This is a genomic window from Luteimonas qiangzhengi, assembly GCF_039548515.1.
Classification (GTDB): Bacteria; Pseudomonadota; Gammaproteobacteria; order Xanthomonadales; family Xanthomonadaceae; genus Luteimonas.
In genome coordinates this window covers 107,690-121,272 of the sequence record NZ_JBCLVE010000011.1, presented here as the reverse complement: position 1 = coordinate 121,272, position 13,583 = coordinate 107,690, and the positions used below count along the sequence as shown (strand labels likewise).

Annotated in this window: 14 protein-coding genes; 8 read left to right on the top strand and 6 right to left on the bottom strand. The window is 67.5% G+C overall.

Annotated elements, in window-relative coordinates; translation table 11 throughout:
* Positions 1–32: 32 nt before the first annotated feature.
* The gene (locus WCE59_RS10170; RefSeq protein WP_343258654.1) at positions 33–1,433 is read left to right on the top strand and encodes a GGDEF domain-containing protein; all 1,401 of its coding nucleotides are present in this window, start codon (positions 33–35) and stop codon (positions 1,431–1,433) included.
* Positions 1,434–1,538: 105 nt separating this feature from the next.
* Here the strand turns inward: WCE59_RS10170 and WCE59_RS10165 are convergent, their stop codons facing one another.
* The gene (locus tag WCE59_RS10165; protein WP_343258653.1) at positions 1,539–1,922 is read right to left on the bottom strand and encodes a BON domain-containing protein; all 384 of its coding nucleotides are present in this window, start codon (positions 1,920–1,922) and stop codon (positions 1,539–1,541) included.
* A gap of 150 nt (positions 1,923–2,072) precedes the next feature.
* Positions 2,073–2,357 (bottom strand): DUF4031 domain-containing protein, encoded by a 285-nt coding sequence (locus WCE59_RS10160; protein WP_343258652.1) that lies wholly within the window; start codon positions 2,355–2,357, stop codon positions 2,073–2,075.
* Between the two features lie 66 nt (positions 2,358–2,423).
* On the opposite strand from WCE59_RS10160, the gene WCE59_RS10155 reads away from it, so the two are divergent.
* Positions 2,424–4,418 carry a BCCT family transporter gene (locus WCE59_RS10155; RefSeq protein ID WP_343258651.1) on the top strand — a complete coding sequence of 665 codons (1,995 nt, stop codon included), beginning with the start codon at positions 2,424–2,426 and terminating at the stop codon, positions 4,416–4,418.
* Here WCE59_RS10155 and WCE59_RS10150 read toward each other — a convergent pair.
* Both WCE59_RS10150 and WCE59_RS10145 read right to left on the bottom strand, forming a co-directional pair.
* Positions 4,415–4,969 carry a DUF3016 domain-containing protein gene (locus WCE59_RS10150; protein WP_343258650.1) on the bottom strand — a complete coding sequence of 185 codons (555 nt, stop codon included), beginning with the start codon at positions 4,967–4,969 and terminating at the stop codon, positions 4,415–4,417. The genes WCE59_RS10155 and WCE59_RS10150 overlap by 4 nt on opposite strands.
* Before the next feature lie 78 nt (positions 4,970–5,047).
* Positions 5,048–5,725, bottom strand: a complete 678-nt coding sequence (locus WCE59_RS10145) for an arylesterase (RefSeq protein WP_343258649.1) — start codon at positions 5,723–5,725, stop codon at positions 5,048–5,050.
* A gap of 43 nt (positions 5,726–5,768) precedes the next feature.
* Here WCE59_RS10145 and WCE59_RS10140 point away from each other — a divergent pair, with 43 nt between their 5' ends.
* The 4 genes from WCE59_RS10140 to WCE59_RS10125 all read left to right on the top strand — a co-directional run bounded on the left by WCE59_RS10140 (position 5,769) and on the right by WCE59_RS10125 (position 10,169).
* Positions 5,769–6,473, top strand: a complete 705-nt coding sequence (locus tag WCE59_RS10140) for an ABC transporter ATP-binding protein (RefSeq protein ID WP_343258648.1) — start codon at positions 5,769–5,771, stop codon at positions 6,471–6,473.
* Positions 6,470–8,989, top strand: coding sequence for an ABC transporter permease (locus WCE59_RS10135; RefSeq protein ID WP_343258647.1), 2,520 nt, complete (start codon positions 6,470–6,472; stop codon positions 8,987–8,989). The genes WCE59_RS10140 and WCE59_RS10135 overlap by 4 nt, the downstream gene beginning before the upstream one ends.
* 99 nt (positions 8,990–9,088) lie before the next feature.
* On the top strand, positions 9,089–9,811 hold the full coding sequence (locus WCE59_RS10130) for a DUF4329 domain-containing protein (protein ID WP_343258646.1): 723 nt from the start codon (positions 9,089–9,091) through the stop codon (positions 9,809–9,811).
* Positions 9,812–9,848: 37 nt separating this feature from the next.
* On the top strand, positions 9,849–10,169 hold the full coding sequence (locus WCE59_RS10125) for a hypothetical protein (RefSeq protein WP_343258645.1): 321 nt from the start codon (positions 9,849–9,851) through the stop codon (positions 10,167–10,169).
* Positions 10,170–10,223: 54 nt separating this feature from the next.
* On the opposite strand, the gene WCE59_RS10120 is transcribed toward WCE59_RS10125, so the two are convergent.
* A complete protein-coding gene (locus tag WCE59_RS10120; protein WP_343258644.1) occupies positions 10,224–10,481 on the bottom strand; it encodes a hypothetical protein in 258 nt (85 codons plus the stop codon).
* A gap of 127 nt (positions 10,482–10,608) precedes the next feature.
* On the opposite strand from WCE59_RS10120, the gene WCE59_RS10115 reads away from it, so the two are divergent.
* Positions 10,609–11,718 (top strand): class I SAM-dependent methyltransferase, encoded by a 1,110-nt coding sequence (locus tag WCE59_RS10115; RefSeq protein WP_343258643.1) that lies wholly within the window; start codon positions 10,609–10,611, stop codon positions 11,716–11,718.
* Positions 11,715–12,425: a pseudouridine synthase gene (locus WCE59_RS10110; RefSeq protein ID WP_343258642.1), complete on the top strand. Its 711-nt coding sequence runs from the start codon at positions 11,715–11,717 to the stop codon at positions 12,423–12,425. The genes WCE59_RS10115 and WCE59_RS10110 overlap by 4 nt, the downstream gene beginning before the upstream one ends.
* A 224-nt stretch (positions 12,426–12,649) precedes the next feature.
* Here WCE59_RS10110 and WCE59_RS10105 read toward each other — a convergent pair whose 3' ends face one another.
* Positions 12,650–13,552: a cation diffusion facilitator family transporter gene (locus WCE59_RS10105; RefSeq protein ID WP_343258641.1), complete on the bottom strand. Its 903-nt coding sequence runs from the start codon at positions 13,550–13,552 to the stop codon at positions 12,650–12,652.
* Positions 13,553–13,583 lie beyond the last annotated feature (31 nt).

The window sequence follows — 13,583 nt, the reverse complement described above, 5'->3', positions numbered from 1 at the left end:
TATCCTATGCGCACTTTTTTCCGCCTGCCGCCATGACCCAGATTTCCACCAAACCCCATGCCGAAGCCGTCGCGCGCCTGGCATCCAGCTGGCGCGCCTGTCTGGAGTCGGCCACGCCGGAGGCCGCCGCGCTGGCCCGAGGGCTGGGCGGGCATGGCTCCAGCTTCGCCGATGCGTTCTACGCCACCCTGCTCGATGACCCGCGCGCGGCGCGCTTCCTGTCCGTGGACCAGGTGCGGGGCCGGCTGCACCCGGGTCTGCAAGGGTGGCTGGCAGAGTTGCTGGGTGCCCGCGTGGAAAATGTGGATGCGCTGATCCAGACCAACCTCAAAGTCGGCCTGGTGCATGCGCGGATTGATATCCCGGTGGACCTGGTCAACCGCGGCATCCGGGTACTGCGCGAGGAAATGCTGGTTCGACTGGCCGCATCCGGAAAGGAGCCGCAGTCGGTGTTTGGCGCGATTTCGGTGATCAACGCATCGCTCGACCTGGCGCTGGAAAGCATGACCCTGGCCTACACCGATGCCCAGGACCATTCGACCCGGGCCGACGCCGCTTACCGGTTGTTCTCCCTGGCGCACAACATCGGCACTGAGCGCGAGCGCCAGCGGGCGCTGCTGCTGGATTGGGAAAACGACCTGCTTTTCGCTTTGGCCAGCGGCAATGAGCAAGCCATGCCCGGGCCGCTGTCGGACTCCGAGTTCGGCCTGTGGTTTGTCCACAAAGGCCTCGCCATGGTCGGGGAGACCGGCGAAACCACCATGGTGCGCACCCTCATACGGGAAGTCGATGCGCTGCTGGCGGATGCGGCGGATCAGTCATCACCGGCGCCCATGGCCGTGAGCGGCGTCCGCAAGCGGCTGGCAACCATCCGCACGGTGCTGCTTTCTCTGCTGTCGCGCATCGGTGAGCTGGAGGCGGGCTCCGATGCGTTGACCCAGTTGCTCAACCGCCGCTTCCTGCCAACGGTCCTGCGCCGCGCGATCGAGCTGGCCGACAGCCATGGCCACCAGTTCGCGCTGGTAACGCTGGACATGGATCACTTCAAGCAGATCAATGACGCCTGGGGTCACGACGTGGGTGACCGGGTGCTCAAGCACCTGGCGTCGGAGCTGTCCCAGTCGATCCGGTCCAGTGACTATGTGTTCCGGCTGGGCGGCGAGGAGTTCCTGGTGGTGCTGGTCGGGACGGATGTGGATCAGGCTGCCCGGATTGCCCTGAAACTGCTGCAGCGGATCAGGGGGCGGCCGTTCATCCTCGACGATGGCAGTGAGCTGGCGCTGTCGGCGAGCATCGGCGTGGCAGCTTACGACGGGCATCCGGATTACGAGCGACTGCTGGATCGTGCAGACAAGGCGATGTATGCAGCCAAGAACGCGGGTCGCAACCGGGTGGAAGTGGCCCTGCCCGCTCCCCTGGCCAGCTCGGCGTAGCAGCGCCCGCACAAAAAAAGCGGCCCCGCCATCGACGGGACCGCTTTGAGAAGCCGACAGTTGACCGGATTGGTTCCGGCTCTTGATTATTGTCGGGTACGCCGCTTAGAAGTCGCTGGTGCTCGCGGCAGTGGTCAGGCCGGAAGCATCCACGTTGGTCACGCCTTCGATGTCGCGGGCGATCTCGGTGGCGCGGTCAACCTGCGTCTGGCTGTCCACGGTGCCGCGCAGGTGGACTACGCCGTTGACGGTCTCCACTTCCACGTCCAGGCCGGCGACATCCGAATCGGCAAGCAGGCTGGATTTGACCTTGGTGGTGATCCAGGTATCGCCCATCGGCTGGTCGGAGTCCATGTTTTCAGTGGCCGTGCGGTCGTGGCGGTCGTGGTCGGCATCCTGGGCCATGACACCGCCGGCGGCGAACATCAGGGCCACAGACAGCGCGCCGGCCAGAACAGTTCGCGGATGGTTCTTGATGGTGTTGTTCATGCGTGCAACTCCTCGTCGTGGGGATGTGGGAGTGGAGTCTGGGCATGGTTCCGTATTCGGAGCGTGAGAGAAAATCCGGATTTGTTAAATGAACCCGGATGGTTGCTCACGAAGGAAAACGCGGGCTGAGCAGACCGGGTCGAAAGCGCCTTATTCGGCTTCGCCACGGCCCTGGGCACGTGCCTTGGCAATCACTGCGCGCACCAGTTCACGATCCTTGTGGCGCGAAATCGGCATGGCCCCCAATGCGATCGCCTGCAGCCGCATGTCCGCGGTCACGTCGTAATGGGCGCCGCTGGTCCTGTTCTGGAAAGCGCGCCGCGGCAGGCCCAGCCGGGCGGCGAAGGCGTGCAGCTCTTCAAGGTTGTCGGCCATGAGGTGGGCCCAGCGACGTCCGCGCCAGAGGGTCACGGCGTCGTCAACATAGACGGTCATGGGGAGTTTGCGGCTGAAGGTGCGCAGACTGTAGCCTAAGCCGCTTTCATGGGCCGGGAAGGACTGATGAGCCAGACACGCGGACCAGCGGAACAGGAGTCCCGCCCACGCGCATCGATCCTGGCGCCGGTGTTCTACCCGGCGGCTGCCCTGGTGGCGGTACTGGTGGCGATGTCGTTCCTCGTTCCCACGCAGGCGGAGGCGATGTTCACCGCGGCGCAGGCTTGGGTAGGCCAGGAAGCCGGCTGGTTCACGATCCTGGCGGTGGCCGGGTTCCTGGTGTTCATCGTCGGCCTGGCAGTCAGCAGCCTTGGGAAGATCAGGCTCGGCCCGGACCACAGCCAGCCCGATTACAGCTACACCACCTGGTTCGCGATGCTGTTCGCGGCCGGCATGGGCATCGGGCTGATGTTCTTCGGCGTGGCCGAGCCGGTGATGCACTACGTGGATCCGCCAGTGGGGGATCCGATGACGGTGGCCGCCGCACGCCAGTCGATGCGCATCACCTTCTTCCACTGGGGCATCCATGCCTGGGCGATCTACGGGGTGGTGGCGCTATCGCTGGCGTACTTCGCCTATCGGCACGGGCTGCCGCTGCGGATCCGTTCGTCCCTGTTCCCGCTGATCGGCGATCGCATCCACGGGCCGATCGGCCATGCGGTGGATACCTTCGCAGTACTGGGCACCATGTTCGGCCTGGCCACCTCGCTGGGCTTTGGGGTGATCCAGATCAACGCAGGGCTCAACTACCTGCTGGGGATCGAGGTCAGCGTGCTGGTGCAGGTGATCCTGATCACCGTCATCACTCTGATCGCTACCGCCTCGGTGGTCAGCGGGCTGGACAAGGGCGTCCGCCGGCTGTCCGAGCTCAACATGCTTATGGCGGTGGCGCTGATGGTGTTCGTGCTGCTCGCCGGGCCGACCGTGCACCTGCTGCAGATGTTCGTGCAGAACACCGGCATGTACGTGTCCAACCTGTTCTCGATGACGTTCAACCTCTATGCCTATGAGCCAACCAGCTGGATTGGTGGCTGGACGCTGTTTTACTGGGGCTGGTGGATCGCGTGGTCGCCGTTCGTGGGCATGTTCATCGCCCGCATCTCGCGCGGACGCACGGTGCGCGAGTTCGTGGCGGGCGTGCTGCTGGTGCCGCTGGGCTTCACCTTCCTGTGGATGACCATTTACGGAAATACCGCGCTGCATATGGTGGCGATAGAGGGCATCACCGGGCTGTCGGATGCGGTGGCGGCGGATGCTTCAGTGGCGCTCTTCCGGTTCCTGGAGGAGCTGCCGCTCACCGCAGCAACGTCGACCCTGGCCACGCTGCTGGTGGTGATCTTCTTCGTGACCTCGTCCGACTCCGGTTCGCTGGTGATCGATATGCTGACCTCCAAGGGCGAGGAACAGTCACCCACCTGGCAGCGGATCTTCTGGGCGCTGCTGGAAGGCGCGGTGGCGATTGCCCTGCTGATCGCCGGCGGGCTGGGCGCGCTGCAGGCGGCCACCATCGCCAGCGCGCTGCCATTCACCATCATCATGATGCTGATGTGCTGGGGCCTGCTGCGGGCCATGCGCCTGGACAACATGAAGCAGGCCAGCATCCGTGAGGCCCGGCCACTGCCGCAGGGCGCCGCGGCAGGTCGCTGGCAGACCCGATTGCGCGGGCTGGTCAACCAGCCGGGCAGGGGCGAGGTGGTGGAGTTCCTGGCCAGCCAGGTGCGTCCGGCACTGGACGCTGTCGCGGCGGAACTGGGGGCGCAGGGCGTACAGGCGCGGGTTGAAAGCGATGACCAGGGTGGCGGACGGACTTGGCTGCGGGTCGGGCACGGGGAAGAAATGGACTTCTTCTATTCAGTGCATCTGCAGGCCTACGATCCCCCGACGTTCGTGCTGTCCGACCCGCGCCGCCGGCGGGGCGGCCCCGAGGGTTGGCGCGCAGAAGTGCATCTGCGTGAGGGCGGACAGGGCTACGATGTGATGGGCTGGCAGCGCGAGGAAATGATCCACGACGTGCTGGACCAATACCAGCGCCACCTGCATTTCCTGGATGTGGTGCGCTAGCGCACCCGTCCAAACTCCTGTTGCAGCCAGCGGTCGATCATGGCTTTCTCGTAGCGCAGCGGGTCGGTGTTGGTGCGGTGGAAGGCGTGCGAGGACAGGTAGGAAGGATCGCTGAGCCGGTACTCGCCGCTGGCAACGAGCGTGCCGGCCGCGTCGTAATGGGCGAGCTCCAGGCTCATTCGCGGCCAGTAGATGTCGCGCATGATCCGTACGTGATCCATCTGCCCCCGCGAGCGGCCAGGTTCGAAATCACCGGCGCGGCGGATGTCGGTGATCCTGAAATGCAGGCGCTCGCCCGGTGCGATCCGCTCCGCGGCGCTGTCGCGCAGGTGGGTGGCCAGGTCCTGCACCCAGGTGCCACGGCGGGCTTCCCAGCGGTTACGGCTGTGCAGAATCTCGGTGAACTGCTCGGGGTCGGTCCACTCAACGGTGACCGGGCCTTCTTCGGCCAGGGAGCGCGGTGCGTCGGGGTTGGCGGCGTATGGCGCCGTGGCGCAGCCTGCAAGGGAGAGCGTGAGGGCCAGGGCAAACGAAGTCAGGAGTGCTTTCATGGGGTGCTCCTTGGATTGGGTGGCCGCGTTGCTTGCAGTCTGGCGGCACGGCAGACCGGGTTCAACCAGGTTGGTGGGTCATGGTTGCGGTGCCAGCAGAGGTAGCAGGACCGGCGTGACGTGCCTGAGGATGCGCGGCTGGGCGGCCTCGGTGGGGTGCAGGTTGTCCTGCTGGTAGGCGTCCGGATCCAGCGCGATGGGGTCGAGCAGGAAGGGCAGCAGGGTGATATCGAACAGTTCGGCCAGGTCGCGATAGACCTGTTCGAACCCGCGGGTGTAGTCGGCTCCCAGGTTGGGCGGCATGCGCATGCCCACCAGCAGCACCTGCGCATCCACGTGCCGGGCCACGCCGATCATGCGTGCCAGGTTGCGCCGCATTTCGGCCAGCGGCAGGCCACGCAGTCCGTCGTTGGCGCCCAGCGCAATCACCACCACATCGGGCTGGTGGCGCCAGGCTTCGGCGATGATCCGTGCCGCGCCGCCTGCGCTGGTCTCGCCGCTGATGCTTGCGTTGACCACGCGCCAGTCCGGCTGGCGGGTGGCGAGCTGTTCTGCCAGCAGCGATACCCAGCCGTCTTCGGCCGCCATGCCATAGCCGGCCGAGAGCGAATCGCCCATCACCAGGATGGTGTGGGCGTCTTCATCCAAAGCGGCCTGCGCCGAAGGCTGCGCCTGGGCCAGCGCGCAGCCGAGCATCAACAGGGCGCCTGTGGCCCACTGCAACCAGCCCCGCCGCGGCGGATATCCTGCGATCATTGCGATCTACCTTTTTTTCCAGCCGGACCCGGCAGGATCCTCAATGGCCGATACGATTCCGGCGCAAACCGACACCCGCTATGTGCTCGAAGTGTCCGCGCTTGGCAAGCGCGTGCCGCTGCCCTCGGGCGATCTGACCATCCTCGACGAGGTCGGGTTCCATGTCGAGCATGGTGACACCGTGGCCATCGTCGGCGCGTCGGGATCGGGCAAGAGCACGCTGCTGTCGCTGCTGGCCGGTTTGGATATTCCCAGCGCCGGTGAAGTGGTGCTGGACGGCCAGCCGCTGTCGGTGCTGGACGAAGATGGCCGGGCGGCGGTGCGGGCGGAAAAGGTCGGCTTTGTATTCCAGAATTTCCAGCTGCTGCCGTCGCTGAGCGCGCTGGAAAACGTGATGCTGCCGCTGGAGCTGCGCGGCGATGGCGAGGTGCGCGGACCCGCCGAAGAGGTGCTGCGCAAGGTGGGCCTGGGCGAGCGCCTGGGTCACTATCCGCGCCAGCTTTCCGGCGGAGAGCAGCAGCGGGTGGCACTGGCCCGGGCCTTCGTGACCCGGCCGTCGCTGCTGTTTGCCGACGAGCCCACCGGCAATCTGGATACGCGCACCGGGCAGCAGGTGATCGAGCTGCTGTTTGCGATGAACGCCGATGCCGGCACCACCCTGGTGCTGGTGACCCACGATGACCACCTGGCCGAGCGCTGCAAGCGGGTGCTGCGGCTGGACAGCGGACGGCTGGTGCCGGACGCATGAGGACGGCACGCCTGGCCTGGACCCAGCTGCGGCGCGACCTGGTCGCCGGCGAGGTGCGGATCATGCTGGCCGCGCTGGTACTGGCGGTGGTGGCGGTGAGCGCGGTGGGTTTCATCACCGACCGCGCCGGGCGCGCGCTGGTGGCTGAGGCCAATCGGCTGCTGGGCGGCGATGCGATCGTGCGCTCCAACGCGCCGATCGATGAAACCCTGCGCGCCGCGGTGCGTGCTGCAGAACTGGACCAGACCGAAACCGTTGAGCTGGACAGCATGATCCGGGTCCTCGGCGATGCGGGCGGCAGCGCAGCGGATCCGCGCCTGGGCGACCTGCGCGCGCTGGGCGAAGGCTATCCGTTGCGCGGTGCATTTTGCCTGGTGGACGTGCCAGGCGGCGAAGAGCGCGAAGCCGTCGGGGTGCCGGCGCCTGGCACGGCGTGGATGAGCCGTGCCGGCGCTGACCAGCTTGGCGTTGAGGTGGGTGCGGAGATCGGCGTGGGCGAGCTCAGTCTGCAGCTGGCAGGACTGGTAACGGCGGAGCCGGACGCGTCGATCGACTATTTCAACGTGGCCCCGAAGGTGTTTCTGAATCTGGCCGACCTGCCCGCGACCGGGCTGCTGCAGGAAGGCAGCCGCGCGCGCTACCGGCTGGTGGTGGCCGGCGATGCGGATGCGGTGGAAGGCTTCGTCGCCCGGGCCCGCGACAATCTGCAGCGCGGGCAGCGGATAGAAACTATTGAAGACGGGCGGCCGGAAGTGCGCTCTGCGCTGGACCGCGCCGGTCGCTTCCTTGGCCTGGCGGCCATGGTGTCCGTGGTGCTGGCGGCGGTGGCGGTGGCCATGGCCGCGCGCCGCCACAGCGAACGGCACCTGTCCGGTGCGGCGGTGATGCGCTGCCTGGGCGCCAGCCAGCGCACGCTGGTGGGCATCCACGTGGGCGAGCTGGTGCTGCTGGGCCTGCTGGCGTGCACGGTGGGCGTGGCGCTGGCCTTCGGGCTGCAGTGGCTGGTGGCCAACTGGGTCTCGCAGGCGCTCGGGCTGCCGCTGCCGTCCACCGGCTGGATGCCGGTACTGGAAGGCTATGCGGTGGGCCTGGTGGTGCTGATGGCGTTTGGCGCGCCGCCGGTGCTGGCGCTGCGCCGGGTGCCGGCGCTGCGGGTGCTGCGACGTGACCTGGATCCGGTGGAACCGGGGGCGTGGATGGTTGGCCTGGCCGCGCTGATCGGGCTGGGGGCGCTCCTGTGGCTCAAGGCCGGGTCGCCGGCACTGGCCTCGGCGATGCTTGGCGGGATCCTTGCCACCTTGGCGGTGCTGGCGCTGCTGGCCTGGGGGCTGATCGTGGCGGTGCGACGGTTGCGTTCGCGCCTGCGGGGCAGCCTTCGTTACGGCCTGGCCAACGTCAGCCGCCGCCCCGGCACCAGCGTGGCCCAGGTGGCGGCGCTGGGGCTGGGACTGATGGCGCTGCTGCTGCTGACCTTCGTGCGCACCGACCTGTTGGACCGCTGGCAGCTGGCCCTGGCTGAAGAGGCGCCCAACCGGTTCATCGTCAACGTGCAGCAGCACCAGATGGATGCGCTGCGCGGGTTCATCGCCGACCAGGGTGTGGCCGAACCGGAGCTGTTCCCGATGATCCGGGCGCGCTATGTGGCCCTGAATGGCGAGCCGGTCAGCGCGGACACCTACGCTGGTGAAGACCCGCAGACGCGACGTCGTGCAGAGCGCGAGTTCAACCTGTCGATGGCCGACTCGCTGCGCGATGACAACAAGGTGACCGGCGGACGGTTCTGGCAGGGCACGCCGACGGCACCGGAGTTTTCCGTGGAGGAAAACTTCGCCAGCCAGCTTGGCTGGAAGGTGGGCGACCGGGTCACGTTCGATATTGCCGGCCAGCGTATCGAGGCGCCAATCACCAGCCTGCGGGCGGTGGAGTGGGAGAGCTTCCGGCCGAACTTCTTCGTACTGGCCTCGCAGGGCGCGCTCGACGGCTATCCGGCCAGCTGGATCACCGCGGTCAGCGTGCCGGCAGACAGCCCGCGCTTTACGGCCGACCTGGTAGCCCGCTTCCCCAACCTGTCGGTGATCGACATCGACGCGGTGCTGGCCCAGGTGCGCAGCACCGCCGACCAGGTGTCGGTGGTGGTGCAGGCAGTGTTCTGGTTCTCGCTGGCGGCCGGGGTGCTGGTGCTGCTGGCCGCGGTCAGCGCCAGCCAGGACGAGCGCCTGCTGGAAGGCGGCGTGATGCGCGTGCTGGGTGGCAGCCGCCGCCAGCTGCGGCTTGCCCAGGTGTCCGAATTCGCCGCGATCGGCCTGCTCGCCGGCCTGGTGGCCGCAATTGCCGCCTCGGTACTGTCGGGGCTGGTGGCCACGCGGGTGTTCGACCTGCCGTGGTCGCCGAACTGGCTGATGGCGGCCTTCGGTGGGGCCCTCGGCATGCTGGTGACCCTGGCCGCCGGTCTGTTCGCCACCCGCCGCGTGCTGGACGCGCCGCCTTCGGTCACCCTGCGTGAATTGCAGGGTTGACCCGCCCTAGGGCCGGCCCCGTCTAGGGCAGGCCCCAGCTTGTTGCCGGCTGCGCGCCGGCGATACGGTCAACGCATCTTTGCCGAATGGAATCCGCCCGTGACCGTATCCGCAGCTACCCCGCATGCCCTTGATGCTGCAACCAGCATCAACGCCAATCAGCAGGCGCGTGACGATGTGCGTTATCAGCAGTTGGCCGAGCGCCTCACCGCGCCCGGCGCCACCGGCGCGCAGCTGGAAATGGCCTATGACCTCATCGCGACGCAGGAGCGCGGCGGGCAGTTGACCGACGACGCCCTGGCCCAGGCCGGCGCGCAGGCCATCGCCGACAGCCGTGCTGTGCCGGTGCAGGTGGCGGAGATCGCTCCGCTGGTGGCGCCGGGCACCGCGCTGGGGCCATTTGCCAGCGCTGACATCGCCGCGATCGAGATGATGCATTACTCCAATCCGCTGTCGATCGAAGCGAATCTGGAAAATGGCGGGCTGGTGTTCGAGAGCGCCGATGGGCAGTTCTTCATCAGCACGCCGATGGGCGGCACGCTGGACGGCTTCAATCCCGGCCAGGTGCCGCAGCCGGAAGGCATGGCGCTGGAAGGTGCGTACCACGGCCATGCGGACTACACCGACGGCAGCGGCAACCGCACCGACAAGTCGAACGACGTCTACAACAGCGACCACTTCTCACAGCAGGACAAGCGCGTTGCCGATGGCGGCTACTGGGGACCGGTGATCTATGTCTCCACACCCAGCGGCGACTTCCGCAAGTATGATTCTGCGACCAGGCAGGACACGCTGATCCATGAAGGCACGCGCTTCGACTAGCCCCATGAAGACCCTTTTTCTTGCAGGACTCTTGATCATGAATACATTCGCCACTACCGGCTTCGCTGCGCCGCCCGCGCAAGCCGAAGCCCAGGCGCTGGAAATTGACGGTAGCCGCGTGCAGGTAATCGCGGCTGCGCTGGCCGCATTTTCCGAGAACGAGCCGGACGCGCGGCTGGCCGACTACATCGTGCACGTGAACCCGCCGGAGGACGGCGTCTCCCAGGTGGTGTTCGAGCCCCGCCAGCCGGAGGGCCAGGCGCCGACCCTGGGTGGTCGTACGGCTGCAGGCCGCGAAATCAACGTCTGGGTGCGCGAGTCGGATCACGGCATCGAACGGGTTTCAGGCTCCCGCTGAGGCCGGCCGGAAAACCGGGCTCCGGGGCTTTTGCGCCGGAGCCCTTTTTCGTGTCTATCGTGGTTGCACCGGCTGGGCTTCAAACCGCCGGGCGTAGGCGCGCTCCTCGATGACCCGGTCCACCTCGGCGCCAGCCATCTCCGGCGCGGCATACACGGCAAAGACGGCGGATCCATCGCGCTGGCCTACCTGGTGCAGTCGATAGCGTGGGTCGCGCCCAGCTGAATCCGGCGGCCAGCGCAGCGGTGGCGTTTCCCCTTCCAGGTCCAGCTCGCTGTTGTCCACGGTGCCGCCGACGAAAAGTGCGCGCATGTTGATCTCCTTGCAGTCCAGACGTGTGTGGCCCCACGTTGCTGGCAGGGCCGTTGCCGGGTGATGAAAATCCGGTTTGCGCGGTGTGCACGTAGAATCGCTGTCCGTTCCTTTGCACACCGCCCCCATGTCGATACGTCAAGACGATCCCGCGCTTGAAGCGCTGCTGATGCCCTTCCTCACCGGTCGCCTCCAGTGGCCGGAGGCAGGGGCGTTGTTTCTGCGTGCCCGCCAGGGACATGGGCTGGTGCCGTCGGCATGGCCGGGGCTGGTGTGCGAGCAGAGCTTCAAGCCCGAGGCGCAGGCGCTGGAGCGGGCGGGTTTCCCCGTGCAGCCGCAGGGCGACAGCCGTCACCCGCTGGTGCTGGTGCTGCCGCCGCGGCAGCGCGACGAGGCCCGTGCGCTGCTTGCCGAGGCCGTGGCCCGCGCCGAGGGCGAAGACGCGGTGGTGATTGCCAGCGTGCCCAACAACGAGGGTGCCAAGGCGATTGAAGGCGATCTGGTGCGTATTGCCGGACCGGTGAATACGGTGCCCAAGCACAAGTGCCGGGTGTTCTGGGTACGGCCCAACGCGGGTGGCGGGGATGCGGAGTTGGCTGCGCAGTGGCGCAAGCTGGATGCGCCGCGGCCGATCCTGGGCGGTACCGCGATGGAGGGGCGCTTCATCAGCCGGCCGGGCGTGTTTGCCTGGGATCGCATTGATCCGGCGTCGGCCCTGCTGGCCGAGCACCTGCCGGACACTCTTGCCGGCCGAGCCGCCGACCTGGGCGCCGGCTGGGGCTTTCTGTCCGACGCGCTGCTGCAGCGCTGCCCGAAGATCACTTCGCTGCACCTGTACGAGGCCGAGACCCGTGCGCTGGACTTGGCGCGCGACAACATGACAGGTGAGAGCAGGACAGGTGAGGGCAGGGCCCCGCATACCGAGCGGGTGGCACTGGATTTCCGCTGGCATGACGTGACCGCGGGTCTGCCGGATACCTATGACGTGATCATCAGCAACCCGCCGTTCCACGGTCAGGGTCGCGCTTCGCGGCCGGAAATCGGCCGCGCGTTCATTGCCGCCGCGGCGCAGGCGCTGGCCCCCGGCGGCAGTCTGTGGCTGGTGGCCAACCGCCAGCTGCCCTACGAGCAGGTGCTGGGCGAACACTTCAGCCAGATCGAAGTCGTAGCCGATCGCGCCGGCTTCAAGGTGATCCGCGCTGACAAGGCCGGCAGGCCGGCGAGGACTGGGCGATGAAGCTGGTCCGCCTGATTGCCAACCTGGGCTATGGCAGCCGCAGGGAGGTGGCACGGATGTTCCGCGAAGGGCGCATCACCGATGCCGCCGGCGAGGTGCTCTACGCCGACGACCGGATGGAGCATGCTGACGTGCGCATTGATGGCGAGCCCCTGGATATGCCGCAGGGCCAGCTGTTGATGCTGAACAAGCCGGTGGGCCATACCTGCTCCACCAAGGGTCCGGGCGCGCTGGTCTATGACCTGCTGCCGGACAGGTTCCGCCTGCGCAAGCCGCTGATGTCCACCGTGGGCCGGCTGGACCGGGAGACCTCCGGGCTGCTGTTGCTGACGGATGATGGGACCCTGCTGCACCGGATCATCTCGCCCCGCTCGCAGATCCCGAAGACCTACGAGGCCACCCTGGCCGAACCGCTGCGCGGGGACGAAGCCGCGCTGTTTGCCAGCGGCACGCTGATGCTGGAATCGGAACAGACCCCGCTGCAGCCGGCCCACCTGGAACCATTGGACGAACGCCGCGCCCGGCTGACCATCACCGAGGGCCGCTACCACCAGGTACGGCGTATGTTTGCGGCCGTGGGCAACCACGTTGAAACCCTGCATCGCAGCCACGTCGGCGCGCTGGGGCTGGGCGGCCTGCCCGAAGGCGAGTGGCGCTCGCTGGACGCAGCCGAACGCGACCTGATCTTCCAGACGCCTCCCCAGTAGGAGCGCGCCATGCGCGCGAAGCCGCGTGACAGTGACGGTGGTCCCGCGAAATCGGCAGGGAGTTTGTTCCGGTACCGGCGCGGAATGCCGGCAGCATCCCTCCTGCTTCTCAAGCGGTGCGGCGGCCGCACGAGTTGCCAGAGTGCGGACGTCACGCGGCTTCGCGCGCATGGCGCGCTCCTACAGGGAGTCGTTGAGCCTGGGGAAGAGCTGCGCCGTGGCGATCATTCCTGCGGCGCGCCTGCAGCGGGATCCAGGGCGCAAGGCGCGGGAAGGTCGGGAAGATCGGGCGGGTCGTACAGCACTTCGACTGTTGCATGGCCGATGCCGAAGCGCTCTTCCAGCGCCTGTTTGACCGCCGGAACCGCGGCGCCCGGATTGGCACCCGGCGCCAGCCCAAGTTCCAGCGTGGCCAGTACCTTGCCGGAAGTGATCGACCACACGTGCACGTGCTGCACCTGGGCTACGCCGGGAACGGTCTGCAACAGGTGTTGGCGCAGCACCTGGATGTCGATGTCGGGCGGCACCCCCTCCATCAGGATGTGGAAGGCGCTGCGCATCAGCGACCAGGCGGCGCGCAGGATCAGCAGGCACACCAGCACCGACAGCAGCGGATCGATCGGCATCCAGCCGGTCAGGTGAATGGTGACGGCCGCGGCGATTGCCGCCACCGAGCCCAGCATGTCGCCGATCACGTGCAGCATCGCACCGCGAATATTGACGTGGTCGTGGTCGCCCCGGTGCAGGATCGCAAACACGGCGATGTTCACCAGCAGCCCCACCACCGCCACCGCCAGCATCGGCCCGGCCAGCACTTCCACCGGCTGGCGCAGGCGCTGCACGGCTTCCCAGGTGATCCACGCCACCAGCGCGAACAGCGTCAGCGCGTTGATCAGGCCGGCCAGCACCTCCATGCGCATGTAGCCAAAGGTGCGGCGGGAATCGGACGCGCGGCGGCCGATGCGAAAGCCCACCCAGGCCAGGGCCAGGGCGGCGGCGTCGGTGAGCATGTGGCCCGCATCGGCGATCAGCGCCAGCGAGCCCGACAGCAGCCCGCCCACCAGCTCGACCAGCATGAACGAGGCGGTCAGGACCAGCGCGGTCAGGACCACCCGTTCGTTGCGCACGGATACCTCCGGCGCGTGGGAATGGGGGTGG